The sequence below is a fragment of the Microcystis sp. M144S2 genome (assembly GCF_020246065.1).
In the GTDB taxonomy this organism is placed as follows: domain Bacteria; phylum Cyanobacteriota; class Cyanobacteriia; order Cyanobacteriales; family Microcystaceae; genus Microcystis; species Microcystis ichthyoblabe_A.
Genome location: NZ_JADBTR010000011.1, coordinates 105091 through 124706 on the forward strand (window position 1 = coordinate 105091; position 19616 = coordinate 124706).

Genomic DNA, 19616 nt, shown 5'->3' on the forward strand with positions numbered 1-19616 from the left:
AAGGTTTCATGACATAAAAAGCCTTATAACAAGAGGGTTGTACAATTCTTAACAATTTTAGTGATCGCTGAAACGGCGCAAAATCGTTCTGAATTTATTTTTGCTGGCAGCTTACACTTTGTCGCCGCGAAGTATTTTGAATATATCAGTGACAATTCTGTTTCTAATTTCCTCTAAAGAACCTGATTTGCCAGAATTTTTCTGACTTTCCAAGTAACTTTTAACCCCTTTAAATTGTTGTTCTAGATGACCACTATAGCGATTTTGTCCCAAAGAATAATCAGGATTATTCGATCTTATAATAGTTTGAGCATCGTGTAAATCATTCAAAAGATAGGCGACCTCTGGCCAATAGCTACTATATTTTTCGTAGTTATACAAAAAGAGAATTACTCGACAGGTTGCTGCAAAAATTTTCCCTTTAGCGGTAAACTGAGTTAACCGGTGAGGATATAAGCCTCTAATTTGAAAATCTTCGGGCATTTTTTGATCTTTATTTGGCTTTTGCTCGGTAAATATTCGCTGAAGATAGGTTTTTTCTCCTCTTTTTTCATCCACTGTTCCCTCAGATGCAATTGCCGCTCCTAAAGTAAACCTTTTCATCGCCATACGAATACGTTCTTCTAATCCTTCTTCCTGATTATCTTTACAAAGTTCCACCAGTCCCAACCCAAATAAAAGAAGACTAGCGTGAATACCAAATAAATAAACTTTATTATCTGAATTTGAGTCAAGGTAAGTTAATGCTGACATGGGTAGCTGTATAATTTTTTCTTGAGATTGACTAGAAGATTTAAATATTCCTTGATAAAACTCATCTAAGTGGCTGCTACCCTTTCCGATTTCAATAATTGGGGGAATGGTTTGCACATAAATATCATTGTATTGCTCATAAAATATAATAGTCGAATCCGGTTTTAATCCACTAAACTCTGTTTTCTGTTTACCACTATAATTTTTTATCTGTTGATAAGATTTTCTGCCTCGCTCTCCATAACAATCAAGAGCATTTTTAATTAAACGTTCGGCCCATTCTAGACAATTTTGGCGGCTAAATTTTCCCTTTAATAGCTTGGTGTCTCCGACATAGGCGGTGATTAAATAAGACCAAATTTGATACACTGTCCAGTAAGCATAGTAATTAGCATCACCGTCTCTAGCCGCATAAATACGAGCTTTTTCTAAGAGACGAAGAGGTTCAATTAATAAATGAGTTTTGGGATTGGGTAATTGAGCAATGTAAGGGAAAAAGATATAAATTTTAGCGCGGTGAGAATAGATACGAGATAAATAATAGAAAAAAGGATGAGCATTAGTTTGAGAGTATTCACCAATGATTGCGTATTCTTTCAAATATTTCTGCAAATATTCTTCAGCAGTGTTCAAATATTCTTCAGCTTTACGAATTGCAGAACCCCTTTCTTGATGGTCACGTTCCTCATCTTCAAGGTCTGTATAAAAATGATAATCAAATAGACAGAGATAGTAGAGACTAACTAATAGTTTATCGTCTAGTCGTCCCTTTTCGATATGGGGTTTAATAACCTCAAGATATTTTTGGGCAATACGATAGAGCCCCTCTTGAAGATATACTTGAATAATTGCCAAATGTGCTTCATAGGCCACCATACTCCAAGCTTGATTATTATTAACTTCCTTGAAATTTCTCTCATCCCAATTGCGATATTTATCCTTAAACAGCTTTTTTTCTAAATAATCTTGCATAGCCCTGAGAGAGAAAGGGTAGAATTTTATCCATTTTTCTGCTTTTTCTAGTATATATTTTTCCTCAATTCTCTGACAAAGTTGTTGTAGATATTGCTGAGAATCAATTGCCGTTTTTTCAATGGCTCTCAGTCGAGCGTGAAGGGCAGACTTAGCGGCAGATTCTAGAAGATCGAATCCATAAAATTCTCCTGTTGCTAATTCTTGATCGGCGACAATTTGATTATAATTAATTTCACCTTCTAGAGATTTTTTCACATCTTCCTGTTTGCATAACTTAACCAGAGAATAAGACCAAACAGCACTATTTCTTGTATTGCCAATCACTTTATCTTCACTGACTATTTTTTGGGTGACAGGCAGATATCCTTGCTTTTTCAAAATATCTATCCCCTCAAACAAAAATCGATTAATTGCGGTGGTGATATGAGCGATAGGACTGCCCACACCTACCACTTCTTCACAAAATTCTAATCGACTGTTTGATTCTTCTTGCTTGAAAAATTGGCTGATTTCTTTTTCTTCTAAGGTTGGTTTTGGTTTCCAGTTCTCTGGGGGATAGACATAAAAATACACTCGCACCCTATAAGCTATCTGTTTTTCTAATCCTTGAGCATAATACTCATTTTCGTCTTCAGGATCATCGAGAAAATCGGTATTGATTAAACCTGTTTTGCCTCGGTATAATTTTAGAGGCAGAGGTTTGACCTTCTCAATTTCTAAATAGTCGATATAAACGGGAAATTTATCTCCTAATAAATTATTTTTGATAATTGAATTGCTCAGGCTTTCCAAAAAGAGATTGGATATGGAATCGCTAGTTAAATTATTCTGAACAAAATCTGGACATTGCCCGACAACAGTTTTAATTTGTCTGAGTCCAGCTTGAAATTCTGTCCGGCTCACTTCTCTTAAAATCTTATCAACCAAATCCTTGATAATTTCCTGCTCCGAGCCTGTTGATAAATGCTGATAATATTTTTTTAATCGGGGTTGAATATACTCTATAATCTGATTAATTAAAGATTCATCTAGATTTTGATTATCATTTCGATCAAGAGATTTTAGGTAACTGTGTTGTTGTTTTTGGGAACTGTATAGATTAATGGCCTGTTTATAAAAGCTAACAACGTCTAGGGAATCCGGCTGTATTTCATCGGTAATGATCTCTTTTAACTGCTCAAGTAAACCAGCTTCGGGATGAACAAGTAATTTCAATTTATCTCTTTCATCCAGAGATAACTGTGCATATTTTTTGAGAACTCGTTGTTTTTCTTGTTGGGTAAACTTATTGATCATTTTCTGGGCTAAACTATCCTTATTTTTGGCTGACTCTCCTTGCCAATAAGCCTCCAGTGAGCTAAGAATAGTAACTAATTTCCCCAAGCTTAAACTGGGTACCCGCTCCTCGCGTTCCTTTTCTTGGTAACGCTCTCCCATCACCGAACGCAGCACTCGCCGGACAAAAATGCGATTTTGTCCCCATTGTTTGGCTATTTTGTACTCATTCGGTTTGGGACTATCCTCACTAATGTCCAAATCGGTCAAATTGTTGAGGAGATGCAAATACACCGCAGCATCTCTTTGTCGGTCTTCATCGCTTTGTCTTTGATTTTCTGTGTCCAGATCGCTCATAGGTTTAGATGTTACTCTGATGATTTAGCCCTAGATGCCCGTTTTGATCAATTCAATAGTTATGTTCATATAATACAGGCTAATCTGGGGGATGTGCATAAAAAATCTGCATTAATTTTTGTAAACCTTGTGAAAATTATCAGTAATTGGTTTGTTAGCCTTTGTAGTGCAACCCTGTAGATGATTGTAGGAAAGAGGTTGCTGATGACCGAAGAGACCGATGGGGTATCGATCACTGAACTGGTGAGGGCTGTTTTTATATGTGCGTTTTGTACCACAATACATGAAAATTTTTTAACGCTGTCACTGTACATACACATGACGCTGTTACTGTACATACACATAACGCTGTCAGTGTATGTACACATTGCGAAACAAAAATCTATCTGTACAGACTTGACATAGTTCGATCAATTTTTTTAATGTAAATGTACATACAAAGTTATTTTATCTCGTTTTTGTAACACAATGCCAAAACAGTTAGAAAAGAAAAAAACAACTGAATTAGAACATGGAGCAATTGAGTTTTCCCGCTCGGATTCGCCCGGTGGCGCAGGAGAGGAGCTTCGCAGCTTAGCTGACTCTCAGCCCAAAAGCCCTCAGCCCAAACCCGAGCCGGGGGACACTCGGCAAGTCCTATTGTCCACGGGTTTGCTGGTTGAACTTGAACTTGTAGATAAGTATCAATCGAAATTTACTCAAGCATTCAAATTCAAATATCGCCTCCGATACCAAGGTATCCCTTTATACGGCTCCTCGATCATTGTTGATTTAGACGAAGACAATAAATTTTTGTTTGCAAACTCGTCTGAAGTTGCTCAAGATGAAGCTGTAAAAAAAGGATTTCCTGACAAAAATCCGAAAGTTACTGAAAAAGATCTAAAAGATTCGATAAGCAAATATTGTCTTAAGAAGGGTGAGCCTATTTCCCCAGAAGCCCTAGAGCATTGTGATGTTAATCCCCAGCTTTACTATTATTTCAAACACTTTTCTAATGGCTCCAGTCACAAGCTAGGTGAGTGGAGACTTGTTTATGTTACGAACATTAAAGTTATGGCTCCAACCAGTGGCGGAAAATCTGTTGGAACATCACTGGAATTAACTGATTATGTGATAGATGCCCACACAGGGGAGATAATGCTCGAACTCTCAAATTTGAGAACCTTCTGCTAAAAGGGTTCTGTCCATAACCTACTGCCAAACTGTCTATCGTTTGGAGATATTTGCCAGAATATCCCTAACTGTTGGGCTGGTTTTGGTGAGCTTTTTTTGCATTATTCAAATATAACTCACTTTTTAACAGGAAATAAGTAGGCAGGTGTTAAAAACTTTCAGACACCACCCTTATTAAGGGGGGATCGACTTTTTGTGGCTTTGCTTTGCCTAAATTCTGGAAATTTTACCATCTTGACACATTGGGCGACTTTCTAACAAGATTAATTACTTAACCACTGACTGGAACTTATGAATTTATCGGGGGCAAAAACTTATGTTCTGCACAGAATGCCATGGCGCACCATATAATGGCAACTTCGGGCTTTCACGAACTTATAATTTGAGATATGAGAATTATTCCTCTAAGATCACTCTCACTGACCACCGATTAGTCGATGATCCTTGTCACGATTTTTGCCAACAAGCTCGCGATAATGTTGAAACCGTTGCCCAGTTTATCGATGATAACTTCAACAAACCACTAGATAGATATGAAGCTATCATTAATGTTGGCAGAATAAATGGTTCCTATGAGCCTGCTGGATGGGGACGTAAAACTAGACGGGCTTTATTTGGACAAAGAGAAATTAATGGTAGAAACCTTTCCTATGGAACCGATATCACAGTAGTAGCGCATGAATTTTGTCATGGTTTAATTCAGCAAATTGAGGAAGGAGATAATGAGTTTACAGAAAAAAAAGCACTTGAAGAATCTTTTTGTGATATATTTGCGGTTTTAGTGCGTAACTATCATAGGGATGATGGTTGTTATCGGAATAATCCTCATAATTGGCTGTGGGATGTGGGAGAAAACTTTCAAGAAGGAACTGGATCCCTGAGACGATTAGATACATTACTTTCTTTAAGGTTTACAGATGCAGGGTCTGTCTATGGACAAATTGATTGGAATACTGCCAAGAATTATCACGAACTTTCCTTGATTCATAGTCATGCTTTTTATCGATTGATGACAATTCATAACACTGTCATCAATGGACAGCCTCTTTTTAATGGCGAATTTGCTCTTAAGCTATTCCGTGAAGTTGTAGAAGATATTTCCACGCTCGATAGTTTCTCTGAGAGTCGTAGAGTATTTAAAGAAAGAGCCAAAAAATCACTTAAAGCTTCTCCTCGCCAATTAGATGCTATTTCCCAAGCATTTACTGATGTGGGAATGTGGGAATTGAGTAAATATTAGCTAACTAAATTGACTATTAAGCAATCGCTTGGCACTTTTTTAATGTCAGTTTTAAAAAGCCATTTAACCAAGGGATTACCATTTTGTTCCAAGCGGGCAGTTAAATTTAACTTAGTCCTCACCAATTGCATATTATTAGGGACTTTGACAATCATGTGCATAAATTTACTTCCTTGAACTCCTTTTCCCTGTGCTTTTCGATATTCCCAATCAGCCTTATATTCCCCAACTCCTGTGGCTATAATTGTTGGTTGTAATTCGGGGTATTCTAGGGCAAAATCTGTTCCTCCTAAACTTGCCTGAGCTTCCTTAAACTTGATATTGGGGGACAGACTAACTTTACAGTTACGCTTGATTTCCTGATTGATTTCCAACGGATATAGATCAAAAGCAATAGCCCGGTTTTGTTGATTATCGGGCAGTAAATCAACAGAAAATTTAGCTTGAGTAATTTGAAATTTATCTTCTCCACTATTACGAAGAGAACAGGCAAAACGGACTAAAAAAAACTGTGCCTCATTCTGTTTTATCTGCAACCAAGAGGGAATTGCACCAGAATAAAGTTCAGCTAATGGCCAAACTTCTGGTTGTCCGATGCTAACAATTGGTACATAGCTGGGCCGTGAGGGAGGTGAGATAAATCTAAAATTTTCTTCCGCAATTTGTTCGTTGTCCAATTCTAGTGGCCCTTGCCAAAGAATATGCTGAATTGTTTCAGGAGTAGATAATAACATATCAATTCAATCCGTTAACTTGTTCAATGATCAACAGTATATCGCCAAAATAGAGAGAAGAAACCCAATCCTTTGGCGAGAAAATAGGATTGAGTTAATAAGTAGTTAGGCGTTAAAAACTATCAGACACCCCCCTTATCAAGGGGGGATTAAGGGGGGATCGACACCCCCCTTATCAAGGGGGGAATAAGGGGGGATCGACACCCCCCTTATCAAGGGGGGATTAAGGGGGGATCGAACCCAAAATCTATCTTCAATTTAATTATAACCAGCTACTTACAATCAAAAATGGGATAGGTTAAAAACAGATCCCACAATTCCAATTAAGTCAGAACTACTGACGAATTTGTACCGGCATCACCAAATAGGTCATCTTTAAACCTCCCAAGGGGGTAAAAATAACCGGTTGGGTACTAGCATTTAACTGCATTTGGATATCATTATTGGGTAAAGCCTTCAAACCGTCCATTAAATACTTCACATTAAAGGCAATATCGCCACTTTCTCCCTGAATTTCCGCCGCCATGGACTCTTTAGCACTACCTAAATCAGGAGATTCCACCGCTAGGGATAAACGGTCATTTTCGCTATCGAGACTAAACTTGACTAAGTTATTCTTTTGGTCCGATAAAACCGCCACTAATTCCAAACAACGGATTAATTGTTTGCGGTCTAAAACCAAAGAGCGCTCGAAGGATTTAGGAATTAACTGATTATAAGTGGGATAGGCCCCTTCTAACTTACGACTGGTTAACCTCTGTTCCCCCATTTCAAAGATGACTTGAGAATCATCCACGTGCAGAGTAATAGTCTCGATATTTTGTTTTGTTGCCATCATTCTTTCCAATTCTCGCAGGGCCCGGGCCGGAATGGTGACATTAAAGCCACCAGAGGCACTTTCCACCTCCTCTAGGGGAGTTTGTACCACCGCTAAACGATGACCGTCTGTAGCGGCAAATTCTAGACAATCGACGGTTTTAGTTAAATGCACCCCCGTCAACACCTGTTTAGTTTCATCGCCACTAGCGGCAAACAATGCACCTTTTAGTCCCTCTGTCAAGGCAACTATAGGTAAATTAACAATTTCCCCATCGGCCACCGTGGGCAATTCTGGGAACTCATCGGCCTTCATGCCGCGAATTTGGAACTGTGCCGAGGCAGTTTTCAGGAAAGCGAGACTATGCTCCTCATCATTCTCGTTTTCTTCCACAGAGATGGTGATTTCCCCCTCTCCCAAACGAGAGACAATATCGTTAAGTAATTTTGCCGGCAGGGTAATCTTACCCCCTTCCACCACCTCGGCCCGAAAACTGCTGCGAATCCCTAAACTCAAATCAAAAGCAGTCAGGCTAATTTCGCCCTTTTCCTCATCGGCACAAAAGAGAACATTTCCCAACACCGGATGGGTAGGACGACTGGCAACGGCCCGACTAACTAGGGATAAATTGCTGTTGAGTTCGCTTTGACTACTGGTAAATTTCATAGCAGGAATAGTTTTTTTGTACGCTAAGAAATAATAGCAAGAATTCCCCTGTGGAAAATCTGTGGAAAACCCGAGCTTTTTTCGATCGCTCTTTCTGGTCTAAAATCTATCAATAGCAATAACTTCGCCCATTGCTAGGTTTTTCTGGCAATTCTAAAAAGATTGTGGAAAAATGGTCAAAAGTGAAATTTTCGCCCCTTCTCAGCCAATTACATAAGTAGGTAGGCGTTAAAAGTTGTCAGATGCCCCCCTTATTAAGGGGGGATTAAGGGGGGATCGGCACCCCCCTTATCAAGGGGGGCAGGGGGGATCAAACCTAAAATCCATTTTTAATTTAATTATAACCAGCTACTTAAGTTGTTAAGGATCAAGCTACAAGTCAAGAAGAGCGAGACTTGAGCCGACCAGCATCTTTCTTAGGGAAAAAATTGCGTAAAATGTAGGCTGGTGATCTTTAAAATGGAACAAGCAGCAGGAAATTAACAAAACAAAGCTCCGGGCATTCCCCGAAACCGATAGACTCAAATAGACAAGGAGACAGGATTGGTTAGCACATCTTCGTATCAAACAACAAAATCGAAAGAAATCTTTACAGCCGCTCAAAAATTAATGCCGGGGGGTGTCAGTTCCCCCGTGCGGGCCTTTAAATCCGTCGGTGGTCAACCCATCGTTTTTGAAAGCGTCAAAGGGGCCTATATTCGCGACGTGGACGGTAACGAATACATCGACTATGTGGGAACTTGGGGGCCGGCTATCTGTGGTCATGCCCATCCCGAAGTGATTGCCGCCCTACACCAGGCCCTGGACAAAGGGACCAGTTTTGGCGCTCCCTGTGTCCAGGAAAATATTCTCGCTGAAATGGTGATTGATGCCGTTCCCAGCATTGAAATGGTGCGTTTTGTCAATTCCGGCACCGAAGCCTGTATGTCCGTCCTGCGCTTAATGCGGGCTTTTACCGGCCGGGATAAAATCATCAAATTCGAGGGCTGTTACCACGGTCATGCCGATATGTTCCTGGTTAAAGCTGGCTCTGGTGTAGCCACCCTGGGCCTACCCGACTCGCCGGGGGTTCCCAAAACCACCACTAACAACACTTTAACCGCCCCCTACAATGACCTGGAAGCGGTAAAAGCCCTCTTTGTCGAAAATCCCGACTCTATCGCCGGGGTGATTTTAGAGCCAGTGGTGGGTAATGCTGGCTTTATCGTGCCGGATGCAGGCTTTTTAGAAGGATTGCGGGAATTAACCAAGGAATACGGAGCCTTATTAATGTTTGATGAGGTAATGACCGGATTCCGCATCGCCTACGGTGGCGCTCAGGAAAAATTCGGCATTACCCCTGATTTAACCACCCTCGGCAAAGTTATCGGCGGTGGGCTGCCGGTGGGGGCCTACGGTGGTCGGGCCGATATTATGGCGATGGTGGCTCCGGCCGGCCCGATGTACCAAGCGGGAACCTTATCCGGCAACCCTTTGGCCATGACAGCAGGAATTAAAACCCTCGAGTTACTCCAGCGCCCCGGCACCTACGAATATCTCGATAAAGTGACCAAATCCTTAACTGAAGGGCTGCTGAAAGTGGCTAGAGATGCTGGTCATAGCGTTTCTGGAGGTTATATTAGCGCCATGTTCGGAATGTTTTTCACTGGCAACCCCGTGCATAACTATGAAGATGCCAAAAAGGCCGATGTGGCTAAATTTGGTCGTTTTCACCGGGGAATGTTGGAAAGAGGCGTTTATCTAGCTCCTTCCCAGTTTGAAGCTGGTTTTACTTCTTTAGCTCACACAGAGGCCGATATCGAACGGACTTTGGCCGCCGCTAAGGAGGTTTTAGCAAGTTTATAGTCAATGCTGCTTCGACCGGGAAAATTGATTGATAGGGTCCCAAGTATTGATGAGTTGACATCTCCCCGCTTGCAAAAGACGGGGATTATTATCGGTGAGATCGAGTGCGGTTTTAACCCTGCTCGATCTCGGTTACAATCTATTTTAGAAGGCCTGTCTAGTAGGTTTTCTGACTGCTATTTTTCAATTTTATTGGTGAGAGTTCCCACGACATCAATACCGAGGGTTTGATGGACACTGGCGAGGAATTGATTAACGATTTCGGGATAGACTTTGATCAGGGTAGCCAGGGATTTACCATCACCATTATCAACGATATTAACTCGCTCGAGGTGTAATCGTTTAGGAATTTTAATCGCTTCTTCCAGGATAGTTTCTAACTGTTGAATCAAGAAAATTGCTTCTGCTTCGCTGCCGGTGTTTTGCCAGACTTCCGCGAATAATTCGTTAACCAAGGCTTCAGCTTTGGCATTTTCTTCAAAAATTGCCGCTTCTCCTCTAGCGCGGAAAGTTTCAGCTTCCTGCTGCGCTTCTGCGGGTAAAACTTGATCTGCTTGGAGACGTAATCTTTCCAATTCTGCCCTGACCTGTTGAAATTTTTCTTCAACTATAGCACGTTTTTCCTTAGCGGCGGCGATAGTTATTTCTTCTTCCGATTTAGCCTGTTGTTCCAGTTTTGCCTTTAACTTTCTCAACTCGTTTTCTTGCTCTAAAATGATAATTTGATCGCGGGTTTTAGCTACGGTTGCCTGTTCCTCACATTCCGCGACTATTTGTTCAGCTTCATTGAGGGCATTTGATTCAGCAATTTCAGCATCACGCATGACTAAAGCGATTCTTTCCCGTCCGAGGGAGTTAAGATAATCCACGTCATCGGCAACATTTTGAATTTTGAGAGTATCAATTTCTAAACCGAGTTTAAACAGGTCTTTACTAACGTTACTGGTAATACTTTCGGCAAATTTTAGGCGATCTTCGTTCACTTGTTCGGGGGTCATTGTTGCGACTACACCCCGCAAGTTTCCTTCTAAAGTTTCTTTAGCTACGCGAATAATTTCTTCTCGATCTCGATCTAAAAAACGTTCGATCGCATTGCCGACTATTTCAGGTTTAGAACTAACTTTCACGTTAGCAATTGCCACTATATTCAGGGGAATATTGCCCTTAGAATAGGCATTTTTAATCTCAATTCTGATCGGGGTTGTGGTGACATCCATGCGTTTAACGGTTTCTAAAATTGGAATACGAATCGCCCGACCCCCCGATATAACTCGATAACCTGCATCTTGTCTATCTTTTGATTTGCGTTTCATCCCACTCAGGATGACTACTTCATTGGGTTTACAAATACACAAAAAAGAATTGATAAACCAAATCGCACCGATCCCCAGAAATATCAATAAAGCAATGGGAACACTATTCAATAATAAATTGCCAGCACTGTTATTGTTATTGTTGTCGTATTGGTTGGGATTAATTTGGATGAGATAGGAATTATTTTGACTATTCATAGTTAGTTACCCTTTGGTCTAGAAGAAATTACAAATCGCCTCTGATATACTTTTCCGCAATGACTAAAACTTTATTATCCTGGAAATTGAGGATAAATGCTTGATCCCCGACATTAAATTGTTCTTCCCCTTCCGTTATCGCTACTATATCGATCAGACTATCCCCGACATTAACTCGCACTTTCCCCTTGCTATTTTTATCGAAGGGGATTTGAACAACTCCGATTAAACCGATGAGAGAGTGATAATCGACGATACTATTTACCTGTTGGTTGCAGCGTCTTAACTTGACTAAAATCAGGAGTAGAATGGCCAAACCAATACCTACCCCTAAAGAAATTAAAACGATTGTGAGCAGTTGAGCATTCATAGTTTAGTTATTTACCGTTATGGTTGCCCCCAATCTAATTGTTAACTAATTCGAGACTTCGGCCATTTCAATCACGCGATCAGCATTATCTTTGACCAAAAAATTTAAAGGTTTATTGCGACGAACTTTATACTTTAAGCGTCGTGATTCCACCCGCATCAGAATTTGTTCTAAACAATCGTGATCAAAACAAACGTGACGATGACGATCCTTATAACCTGCGGTTGCCCCACCAACGATGTGCAGTTGGGTATTTTTCTTTAACTGATACCATAAACCCTGGGGTTGATCTCCCAAAGAAGGGTTGGCAGTAGTCACAGCCGGATTACTAGACATATAAAATGGGTCAATCATATTATTGCCCATCGTCTGCTCATAATTGTAATAGTAATGGAGGGGGACATCGGCGGTGGGTAAATTTAAAAGTCCTTCATAAAATTGTCGGGCTGTCTCCAAATCTGTCACCATGATTGTATGAACTTTTGGGGCGCTAGTTAGAAACATCCACATGGCTAAAGCATAAGCGGCCAGGAGCATAACCATAATCCCCTGAGTGGACAGGAGAGTATCAAGGGGTAGGAAAGCGCCGAAGAAAAGATGATTTATCAACACTGATGTGATCCTATTGCCTAAGAATTTCTATCATTCCCTAATTATAATCACGACGCTGAAACTTAAGTTAAGTAGCTGGTTATAATTAAATTGAAGATAGATTTTGGGTTCGATACCCCCTTAATCCCCCCTTGATAAGGGGGGATTAAGGGGGGATCCGATAGTTTTTAACACCTAACTACTTAGCTACTTAACGGGGTGGGGAGTGACTAAGTTTCGTACATTTGTATTAAAATGTTCCCTACCCAGTTTGAATGAGGTACAATTTGCCTCAAATTTTCCCTATGGGATGAATAAATGATGGGATGATGACATTGCGCCCAAAAATATGAGGAATTAGCGGAGATGAAAGCGTATATTGGGAATAGAGCCGTCCCTAGAAAGTGAGCCACTGTTATGAATTCTTTTGCACTCCCCGTCTTTCTGCAATCAGGTTTAACCCTACTGGCATTTTTAGTGCTGGTTATCCTGATGGCCTAAATCTTAATCCGTCTGTGACTTCGATCGAGCAGGGGACGATCGATAGCGCAGACTAAATCTTGATAGACAGTTAACAGCTGTTCAGCGATCGCTGACCAACTGTATTGATTTAAGACTAAATCCCTGGCATTTTTCCCTCGTTGTTGGCGAATTTCAGGATTAGTGATAGCCGCTTCCAAAGTATTAGTTAAATCCTCAAGCTGACAAGCTGTCACCCATCCCGCGGCCGCTGCTGCCACCGCAGGATGCAGATCCACCCGATCCGAGATCACCACGGGAATTCCGGCGGCCATGGCTTCTGCAACCGCAATGCCAAAATTTTCATAGTAGGAAGGTAAAACAAATAAATCGGCCCTAGCGAGGAGGCTATTTTTCACTTCTCCAGTGACAAATCCGGTAATTGTCGTATTTTTGCCCAATATTGACCGCTCGATCTGATTTTTAATCCGATTTTCGTACTCCCTGTCCTGGGGATTACCTCCTGCTAAGACAAAATGAAAATCTAGGCCTTTTTCTAACAACCTTTCTAAACTGGGCAGCAATAAATCTAGACCTTTTTTCGGATCAAGACGGGACATATAGAGAATGATCGGTTTATTTTCGGGAAGCTCAAAACCCTTTACTGGTAAAGCTTGTGGGTTAAAAAAATCTACCCCTAGGGGGATGATAATATCCTTAGTTTTTATATTAAATCTTTCGGCAGTTTGACACTCCTGCTGACTGGTAAAATGAACCGCCGCCGCCGCCGCTAAATTGGGTTTTTCCAGAAAATTGGCATATATTTGTTTAAGTTGCCGTTTTTTTTGCAAATCTGCCGGATCGAGGGTGCCTAGGGGACGGAGAATATAGGGCAGTTGATGATAACGAGCGATCGAAGCTGATATACTGCTTACCGGGGAGAATAAAGCGTGAATGTGGGCGATATCGTAATCTTTTGCCCTATTAGCCAACCAAGTAAACAGATCAAGGGAAAATTTATAGCGCCGAAAGGGAGAACAGGGAAAATAATAGATTTGATAGCCATTTTGACTAACAGGGACCCCCAAAGGCACATCTAGGGGTGCTTGTCCCGTGTCACCATTGGAATCGGTGGTGATAATAGTCACATCTTGGCCCAGTTGGGCTAAGGCTGCTGACAAACCGAGTACCATTTGACTAGGACCCCCGTAAACAAGGGAAATCGAAGGAACAATCTGAAGAATTTTCATCTTTTTGGTGCAAGGGTCAAGACTTGTTAAGATCGATCAAGCCGTTCGCTCAAATTTACCACTTCTGTGGCTCTCATTTATGGTAATCGACTTTCTGCCCTTCACTATCAATATTTCTCCGGCTTTTATTGCCGGTAGCTGTCTCTGGTCTTTAGCATTATATTTGGGGTTAGCCGGGGTGCGAAATTGGTTTATAGAAATTTTTGATCGCTGGTTTAATTTTGCCGAGCGTTTCCTCTATACTTCCCTAGAGGAGTTTGAAAAAACTCGCGTCGCCAGAGAATCCCAAAATGCTTTTTATGCCTCTATCTTTAGTATTATTCCCTTTCTCATTCTCGGCGGTTTATCCGATTGGTTAATCGAGATTAGTTTAGGAAAAAGTTGGCCGATTAGTGTCGGTATTCTCGCTTGTGTTGCCTCCGGTGTTTATGAATTAGGACGGCAGGACGGCAGCGGTGATCAGTAAATTAAGCTGTTAACCATCTCAATTATTACTTGGGACTGCACGGGAGTGGCAAGTTAGTAGATTTTAACCCCTGACTAGCGCTCAATCTTTTGCTTCCAGACGATTTTTATGTTTATTAAGAGTCTTTTGTAGTAAACTCAAAACCTCATTGGCAATCTCAATAACTTCATGGGTGCCAAAACCGGCCTGAGTTAATTCTTTAAAAAAAGCCTTAGCGACAATTTTGGCTAATTTCGGGGGATAAGGATGGACAGCGATCGAATGTTCGGACTGAATTTCTGCTATTTCTCTAGTCACTGCCATGGCCACAAAACGAGATTTTAACATCCCTTGCAAATGAAAAATTTGCAGGGATTGGGCAGCCTGTTGAGCGAATAACTGCAAGATTTCTAAATCTAATAGTTCAAAATGTTTTTTGTCTAGGGGAAAACTGAGATTAATTACTCCGATTACCTGCTGATTGAGGATAATCGGTACGGCTATAAAACTATTATTATTTGATTTTTTGGAATAAGGGGCTGCACTGGCAAATGGCGATCGAGTGATATCCTTAATTAGTAAAGGTTTCCCCGTCGCCGCTACAGTGCCGGCAATAAGTTGATCAAGTTTAATTATTTCTTGATCAGCTAAAGGTGATAGCTCATCATCATGGGCAAAAACTTCTAGATAATCGGTAATTTCCCCTTTTAATTCCTGTGGAGAGCTTAACATAATTGAACAGTGCCGCGCTTGCAATTGATGAGCGCTCATACTAGCTATTTTCCGAAAAATATCTTCGAGATTTTCCTCGACATTCAAGACAAGAGCCAGGGCTGTTATTTTGGGGTTAAAATTATCCATCTATTCAATCACTTATTTAGTCTGGGTTTAGACTTTCAGGGTGAGGGTAACATTCCCCATCTCCCTGTTTATCTGAGTCTATAGCGTGCCATCGCATCTGATCGAGGGGCTTTTTTACTCACTAACTGCTCTATTGTAGATGTAGCCAAAACTTCTGTCTGTCTCTTGTTTTTTGTCTTCCCTCTAGCTACTCTGAGATCTAGTGGGTCAGACCAGTTTAACCTGACTGGAGTGAAAAATGGTGCGTTTTCTCTGGGCAATTTTGGCCGGTGTGGGGATGGGGTTAACAGTAGCGCCAGTTTCTTGGTGGTTACTCGCTTGGATTTCTCTCGTCCCCCTGTGGATGGTTGTGAGATTAGCGGAAAAATCCCTAAAAAAACAGCTTTTATACGGTTTTGGCTGGGGTTTTGCCTACCATGGTCTGGCTTTATTCTGGATCACGGGAATTCACCCGATGACGTGGATGGGTGTCCCCTGGTTAGCCAGTTTGTCAATTGCCCTGTTTTGTTGGTTGTTTATCACTTTTTGGGGAACGGCGATCGTGCTAACTTGGACGTTAGTTATGTTTTATGTCAACAAAAGTGTTAATCGGTCATCTTTTCGCGATGCCCTCCTACGGGTTTTCATCGGCACTGCCCTCTGGTGTGGGTTAGAATCTCTCTGGAGTCAATCCCCCCTCTGGTGGACTACCCTTGCTTATAGTCAAAGTCCCCATAATTTATTGATTCTGCAATTGGGCAAATTATCGGGTTTTACGACGGTAACGGCGGCAATTGTGGCAGTTAACGGTTTAATTGCCGAAAGCTTGCTCCTAATCCGTCAATCGCGGCAAAATCTCGCTTTTCTCTCTTTACCCCTCCTCATTTGTTTTAGCCTCCATCTCTGGGGATGGAACACATACCATAAACCGATCGAAAAGTCAAGGGATTTAGGGATAAAAATTGGCGTAATTCAGGGCAATATTCCCAACACAATTAAACTTTCGCCCCTAGGATTTCAAAAGGCGATCGAAGGTTACACCTCTGGTTATCAAATTCTCGCCGATCAAGGAGTAGATGCCGTCTTAACTCCTGAAACCGCCTTACCCTACTATTGGGAGAACTTAGTCAATAATAGCTCGATTTATTCGGCAATTTTAGCCAAAAAAACGCCGATCTGGTTGGGTGCATTTGGCAAGGTGGACAAGGGTTATAATAATAGTCTCTTGACCATTGATGGCGAGGGACAGGTGATTAGTCGGTATGATAAAGTAATTCTCGTGCCTTTAGGCGAATACGTTCCTTTTCAGGAAATTTTGGGCGGAATTGTTGATCGCCTTTCTCCCTTGCAAGCGCATTTAATCCAGGGAAATCCTGATCAAATTATTGACAGTCCTTTCGGTAAAATCATTGTGGGCATTTGTTACGAGTCGGCTTTTTCCGAACATTTTCGCCGTCAAACTGCTAGGGGAGGCGAATTTATTATTACTGCTTCTAATAACGCCCATTATAGCCACGCCATGCCCGCTCAACACCATGCTCAGGATACCATGCGAGCGATCGAAACCGATCGATGGATGGCCCGGGCCACCAATACAGGTTATTCTGCTTTTGTCGATCCCCACGGTAATCACCTTTGGCTATCGGATCTGGATAAATATCAAATCCATAGCGAAACAATTTATCGACGGGATACGAGAACTTTATATGTGCGCTGGGGAGATTGGTTAACTAAAGTTTTAATTATTACTGCCGGACTAGCTTGGCTCTCGAGAGCTTGGGATTAAGGTGACAGTGCTATACTTTTTCGTGAATAAACTGTATAAATAACCTGAGTTTTTGCCGCAATGAAAGAGCAATTTGTCAAGTGGTTGAATAGAATCTTAATATTTGATGTGTTTTTAGTGATAGCGGGTTTTCTCTGGTTTGCCGTGGCTGTTATCGGTGAATCCACGGGAATTCCCCTAGGATTTAAACTTTTTCAGCGTCTTTGGCTGCCCCTATTCAATCCTGCTATTAGTATTTTAATTGCGGGGGCGATTTTAAGCTGGGCAATTAATAAAATACAAGAACGCTTGTCCCCTAAATAGGGTTTGCTTAATTCAGTTATCAGTGATCAGTTATCAGTGATCAGTGGTCATTTATCAGTTCACTTCCCCACTTCATAATTCATAATTCATAATTCCCCCTCTCCTATAGTTTTTAAAGTCTTCTTTGCCAAGCAACAACTAATTTAATTTCCTCATAACTATAATTATCTCCCAGATTTTCTTTGAGAGTTTTCAGGGATTGAACGCCAACTTTTTTAATCGCTAAACGAATATATTCCTGTTTATTCTTAGAAACTAACTGATTAATATCAATTTCGTAACCAGCTTCCAGCAATTTAGCTAAATGTTCATAGATGGTTGAGACTTTTAAGCTTCTTTTGCGAGCGATTTCTTCCACATTCAAACCATCTTGATAGTATTGGAGAGTGAGGAATTGAGTAGAGGGAAGACTATCCTGACAAAAATCATTAATTGCCGCTATAAATATATCCCCATACTGTTGAACTTTGCTTTGTACTACTCCAGAAATTTGACGAAACTGCTCTAAACTCCGGGGTTTTGATTGGGCCATCAAACGCAGACTAGAATCATGGAAAATAACGTAGGGAGGAACCCCTTGACTATCAGCAATTTTCTTCCGCAGTTGCCGCAAGCGCTCGAATAATAAATCACTTTCCACCATATTGGGATTGTCGTCTCCCAAGATTTGACCGTTAGCTTTTTGGGGGACGGCAATAAACACGGAACGTTCTTTCCGCATCACTTCCCAACTGTGTTGATTAAGTTTCAAGATTCTAAAATCGTCTTCAGTTTCTACTAATATATTTTGCTGGACAAGGGAACGACTTAAACGTTTCCACTCCCCGAGAGTTTTATCCTTACCGATGCCATAAGTGGATAATAAATGATGTTGATATTGGGTGATTCTTTCACCTTTTCCTCCCCTGAGTACGTTGATTATGTGCATCATACCGAATTTTTGTCCCGTCCGCGCTACACAGGATAAAAATTTTTGTGCCTCGATTGTCCAATCCTCAGAATTGTTCCCATTCCGACAGTTATCACAGTTACCACAGTTACCCGCAAAACTTTCTCCAAAGTAGCCTAGTACACTCGATCTTCTGCATTCAGTCCCTTCGGCATAATCTAACACCTGTCGCAATTGTTGACGAGCTTTCTGTTGTTCATTTTGCTCGGTTTTTTGGTTAATAAAATACTCAATTTTTCTGGCATCGGCAAAGCTAAAAAAGAGGGTACATTTAGCCGGTTCTCCGTCCCTACCCGCACGGCCCGATTCTTGATAATATCCCTCTAAATTGCGGGGTAAATCGTAATGAACGACAAAGCGCACATCCGGTTTATTAATCCCCATACCAAAGGCAATTGTCGCCACCATAATCTGCACATCATCCCGAATAAAACGGGTTTGATTTTCGCTTCTTTCCCGATCCTCCATACCCGCGTGATAGGGTAGGGCATTAATACCATCTTTTTGTAACTGTTCGGCAACTTGATCGACGGTTTTGCGACTGATACAGTAAACAATTCCTGATCCTTTTTGTCCTTTAATATATTGATACAATTGCTGATAAGATTTACTGGTTTTAGGTTGAACTTCATAATAAAGATTAGGACGATTAAAACTAGCAATATGAATGGAAGTATCTCGCAATCCTAATTGTTGGATAATATCTTGCCTCACCTGTTGGGTGGCGGTGGCAGTTAAAGCGAGAATTGGTGCGGAGGGAAAGCGTTGACGAACTTGTTTAATTTGTCGATATTCAGGGCGAAAATCATGACCCCAATCGGAGACACAGTGAGCTTCATCCACAGCTAAACAGGCTAAACCGAGGTAATTATCAATAACAGCTAAAAAATCTAAAAAACTAGGCGATAATAATCTTTCTGGGGCGACATATAATAGTTTAATTTTTCCTTGCAGAATTAAAGATTCTCTTTCTCTGACTTGTTTAGCGTTTAAAGTGCTATTGAGAAATGTTGCCCCGATGCCATTATCAGCTAAAGCAGTTACTTGATCCTGCATTAAGGCAATTAGGGGAGAAACCACCACCGTCACCCCTTTTTTGATTAAAGCAGGTAGCTGAAAACAGAGAGATTTACCGCCTCCAGTGGGCATAATTACTAATAAATCCTGATTATTTAAAGCAGCCTCAATTATTTGGCGTTGATTCGGTCTAAATTGATCGTAGCCAAAGTAATATTTTAAGGCTTTTTCTAAAGAGTCAATTGCAGCCATTGAGCAAG

At 41.0% G+C, this 19616-nt stretch carries 15 protein-coding genes; 6 read left to right on the forward strand and 9 right to left on the reverse strand.

The window, feature by feature from the left end:
- Positions 1 to 111: 111 nt before the first annotated feature.
- On the reverse strand, positions 112 to 3360 hold the full coding sequence (locus tag IM462_RS01990; RefSeq protein WP_287700372.1) for a HypX (modular protein): 3249 nt from the start codon (positions 3358 to 3360) through the stop codon (positions 112 to 114).
- Between the two features lie 468 nt (positions 3361 to 3828).
- Here IM462_RS01990 and IM462_RS01995 point away from each other — a divergent pair, with 468 nt between their 5' ends.
- Both IM462_RS01995 and IM462_RS02000 read left to right on the forward strand, forming a co-directional pair.
- On the forward strand, positions 3829 to 4533 hold the full coding sequence (locus IM462_RS01995) for a hypothetical protein (protein WP_287700374.1): 705 nt from the start codon (positions 3829 to 3831) through the stop codon (positions 4531 to 4533).
- A 316-nt stretch (positions 4534 to 4849) separates the two neighbouring features.
- Positions 4850 to 5773, forward strand: coding sequence for a M4 family metallopeptidase (locus IM462_RS02000; RefSeq protein ID WP_052277933.1), 924 nt, complete (start codon positions 4850 to 4852; stop codon positions 5771 to 5773).
- Here IM462_RS02000 and IM462_RS02005 read toward each other — a convergent pair.
- Together IM462_RS02005 and dnaN are read right to left on the reverse strand one after the other, a co-directional pair.
- Positions 5770 to 6507, reverse strand: coding sequence for a hypothetical protein (locus IM462_RS02005; RefSeq protein WP_287700377.1), 738 nt, complete (start codon positions 6505 to 6507; stop codon positions 5770 to 5772). The two genes, IM462_RS02000 and IM462_RS02005, sit on opposite strands and share 4 nt — an antisense overlap.
- A gap of 334 nt (positions 6508 to 6841) precedes the next feature.
- The gene (gene dnaN, locus IM462_RS02010) at positions 6842 to 7990 is read right to left on the reverse strand and encodes a DNA polymerase III subunit beta (protein WP_287170164.1); all 1149 of its coding nucleotides are present in this window, start codon (positions 7988 to 7990) and stop codon (positions 6842 to 6844) included.
- Between the two features lie 543 nt (positions 7991 to 8533).
- On the opposite strand from dnaN, the gene hemL reads away from it, so the two are divergent.
- Positions 8534 to 9835, forward strand: a complete 1302-nt coding sequence (gene hemL / locus IM462_RS02015) for a glutamate-1-semialdehyde 2,1-aminomutase (RefSeq protein ID WP_287700379.1) — start codon at positions 8534 to 8536, stop codon at positions 9833 to 9835.
- A 176-nt stretch (positions 9836 to 10011) separates the two neighbouring features.
- On the opposite strand, the gene IM462_RS02020 is transcribed toward hemL, so the two are convergent.
- The 4 genes from IM462_RS02020 to hpsP all read right to left on the reverse strand — a co-directional run bounded on the left by IM462_RS02020 (position 10012) and on the right by hpsP (position 14016).
- The gene (locus tag IM462_RS02020) at positions 10012 to 11346 is read right to left on the reverse strand and encodes a flotillin family protein (RefSeq protein WP_287700380.1); all 1335 of its coding nucleotides are present in this window, start codon (positions 11344 to 11346) and stop codon (positions 10012 to 10014) included.
- Positions 11347 to 11374: 28 nt separating this feature from the next.
- Positions 11375 to 11716, reverse strand: a complete 342-nt coding sequence (locus IM462_RS02025; RefSeq protein WP_002757816.1) for a hypothetical protein — start codon at positions 11714 to 11716, stop codon at positions 11375 to 11377.
- Between the two features lie 45 nt (positions 11717 to 11761).
- On the reverse strand, positions 11762 to 12328 hold the full coding sequence (locus tag IM462_RS02030; protein ID WP_016517333.1) for a glyoxalase-like domain protein: 567 nt from the start codon (positions 12326 to 12328) through the stop codon (positions 11762 to 11764).
- Between the two features lie 476 nt (positions 12329 to 12804).
- The gene (gene hpsP / locus IM462_RS02035) at positions 12805 to 14016 is read right to left on the reverse strand and encodes a hormogonium polysaccharide biosynthesis glycosyltransferase HpsP (protein ID WP_287700382.1); all 1212 of its coding nucleotides are present in this window, start codon (positions 14014 to 14016) and stop codon (positions 12805 to 12807) included.
- Between the two features lie 79 nt (positions 14017 to 14095).
- Between hpsP and IM462_RS02040 the strand changes: the two genes are divergently transcribed.
- Complete coding sequence (locus tag IM462_RS02040; protein ID WP_287700383.1) at positions 14096 to 14482, forward strand: hypothetical protein; 387 nt, start codon at positions 14096 to 14098, stop codon at positions 14480 to 14482.
- Between the two features lie 81 nt (positions 14483 to 14563).
- Here the strand turns inward: IM462_RS02040 and IM462_RS02045 are convergent, their stop codons facing one another.
- On the reverse strand, positions 14564 to 15322 hold the full coding sequence (locus IM462_RS02045; protein WP_287700385.1) for a GAF domain-containing protein: 759 nt from the start codon (positions 15320 to 15322) through the stop codon (positions 14564 to 14566).
- A gap of 238 nt (positions 15323 to 15560) precedes the next feature.
- On the opposite strand from IM462_RS02045, the gene lnt reads away from it, so the two are divergent.
- On the forward strand, positions 15561 to 17087 hold the full coding sequence (gene lnt / locus IM462_RS02050; RefSeq protein ID WP_287700387.1) for an apolipoprotein N-acyltransferase: 1527 nt from the start codon (positions 15561 to 15563) through the stop codon (positions 17085 to 17087).
- 60 nt (positions 17088 to 17147) lie between these two features.
- The gene (locus IM462_RS02055; RefSeq protein WP_002740130.1) at positions 17148 to 17390 is read left to right on the forward strand and encodes a DUF8620 family protein; all 243 of its coding nucleotides are present in this window, start codon (positions 17148 to 17150) and stop codon (positions 17388 to 17390) included.
- A 112-nt stretch (positions 17391 to 17502) separates the two neighbouring features.
- Here the strand turns inward: IM462_RS02055 and recQ are convergent, their stop codons facing one another.
- Positions 17503 to 19608, reverse strand: coding sequence for a DNA helicase RecQ (gene recQ / locus IM462_RS02060; protein WP_287700388.1), 2106 nt, complete (start codon positions 19606 to 19608; stop codon positions 17503 to 17505).
- Between the last annotated feature and the right edge of the window lie 8 nt (positions 19609 to 19616).

What these genes read in the sequence shown, in the direction of transcription:
- lnt (WP_287700387.1), top strand. Translation starts at nt 15,561, where the DNA reads ATGGTGCGTTTTCTCTGGGCAATTTTGGCCGGTGTGGGGATGGGGTTA.
- IM462_RS01990 (WP_287700372.1), bottom strand. Translation starts at nt 3,360, where the DNA reads ATGAGCGATCTGGACACAGAAAATCAAAGACAAAGCGATGAAGACCGA.
- IM462_RS02005 (WP_287700377.1), bottom strand. Translation starts at nt 6,507, where the DNA reads ATGTTATTATCTACTCCTGAAACAATTCAGCATATTCTTTGGCAAGGG.
- IM462_RS02020 (WP_287700380.1), bottom strand. Translation starts at nt 11,346, where the DNA reads ATGAATAGTCAAAATAATTCCTATCTCATCCAAATTAATCCCAACCAA.
- recQ (WP_287700388.1), bottom strand. Translation starts at nt 19,608, where the DNA reads ATGGCTGCAATTGACTCTTTAGAAAAAGCCTTAAAATATTACTTTGGC.
- IM462_RS02040 (WP_287700383.1), top strand. Translation starts at nt 14,096, where the DNA reads ATGGTAATCGACTTTCTGCCCTTCACTATCAATATTTCTCCGGCTTTT.
- IM462_RS02045 (WP_287700385.1), bottom strand. Translation starts at nt 15,322, where the DNA reads ATGGATAATTTTAACCCCAAAATAACAGCCCTGGCTCTTGTCTTGAAT.
- IM462_RS02000 (WP_052277933.1), top strand. Translation starts at nt 4,850, where the DNA reads ATGTTCTGCACAGAATGCCATGGCGCACCATATAATGGCAACTTCGGG.
- hpsP (WP_287700382.1), bottom strand. Translation starts at nt 14,016, where the DNA reads ATGAAAATTCTTCAGATTGTTCCTTCGATTTCCCTTGTTTACGGGGGT.
- IM462_RS02055 (WP_002740130.1), top strand. Translation starts at nt 17,148, where the DNA reads ATGAAAGAGCAATTTGTCAAGTGGTTGAATAGAATCTTAATATTTGAT.
- IM462_RS02025 (WP_002757816.1), bottom strand. Translation starts at nt 11,716, where the DNA reads ATGAATGCTCAACTGCTCACAATCGTTTTAATTTCTTTAGGGGTAGGT.
- IM462_RS01995 (WP_287700374.1), top strand. Translation starts at nt 3,829, where the DNA reads ATGCCAAAACAGTTAGAAAAGAAAAAAACAACTGAATTAGAACATGGA.
- dnaN (WP_287170164.1), bottom strand. Translation starts at nt 7,990, where the DNA reads ATGAAATTTACCAGTAGTCAAAGCGAACTCAACAGCAATTTATCCCTA.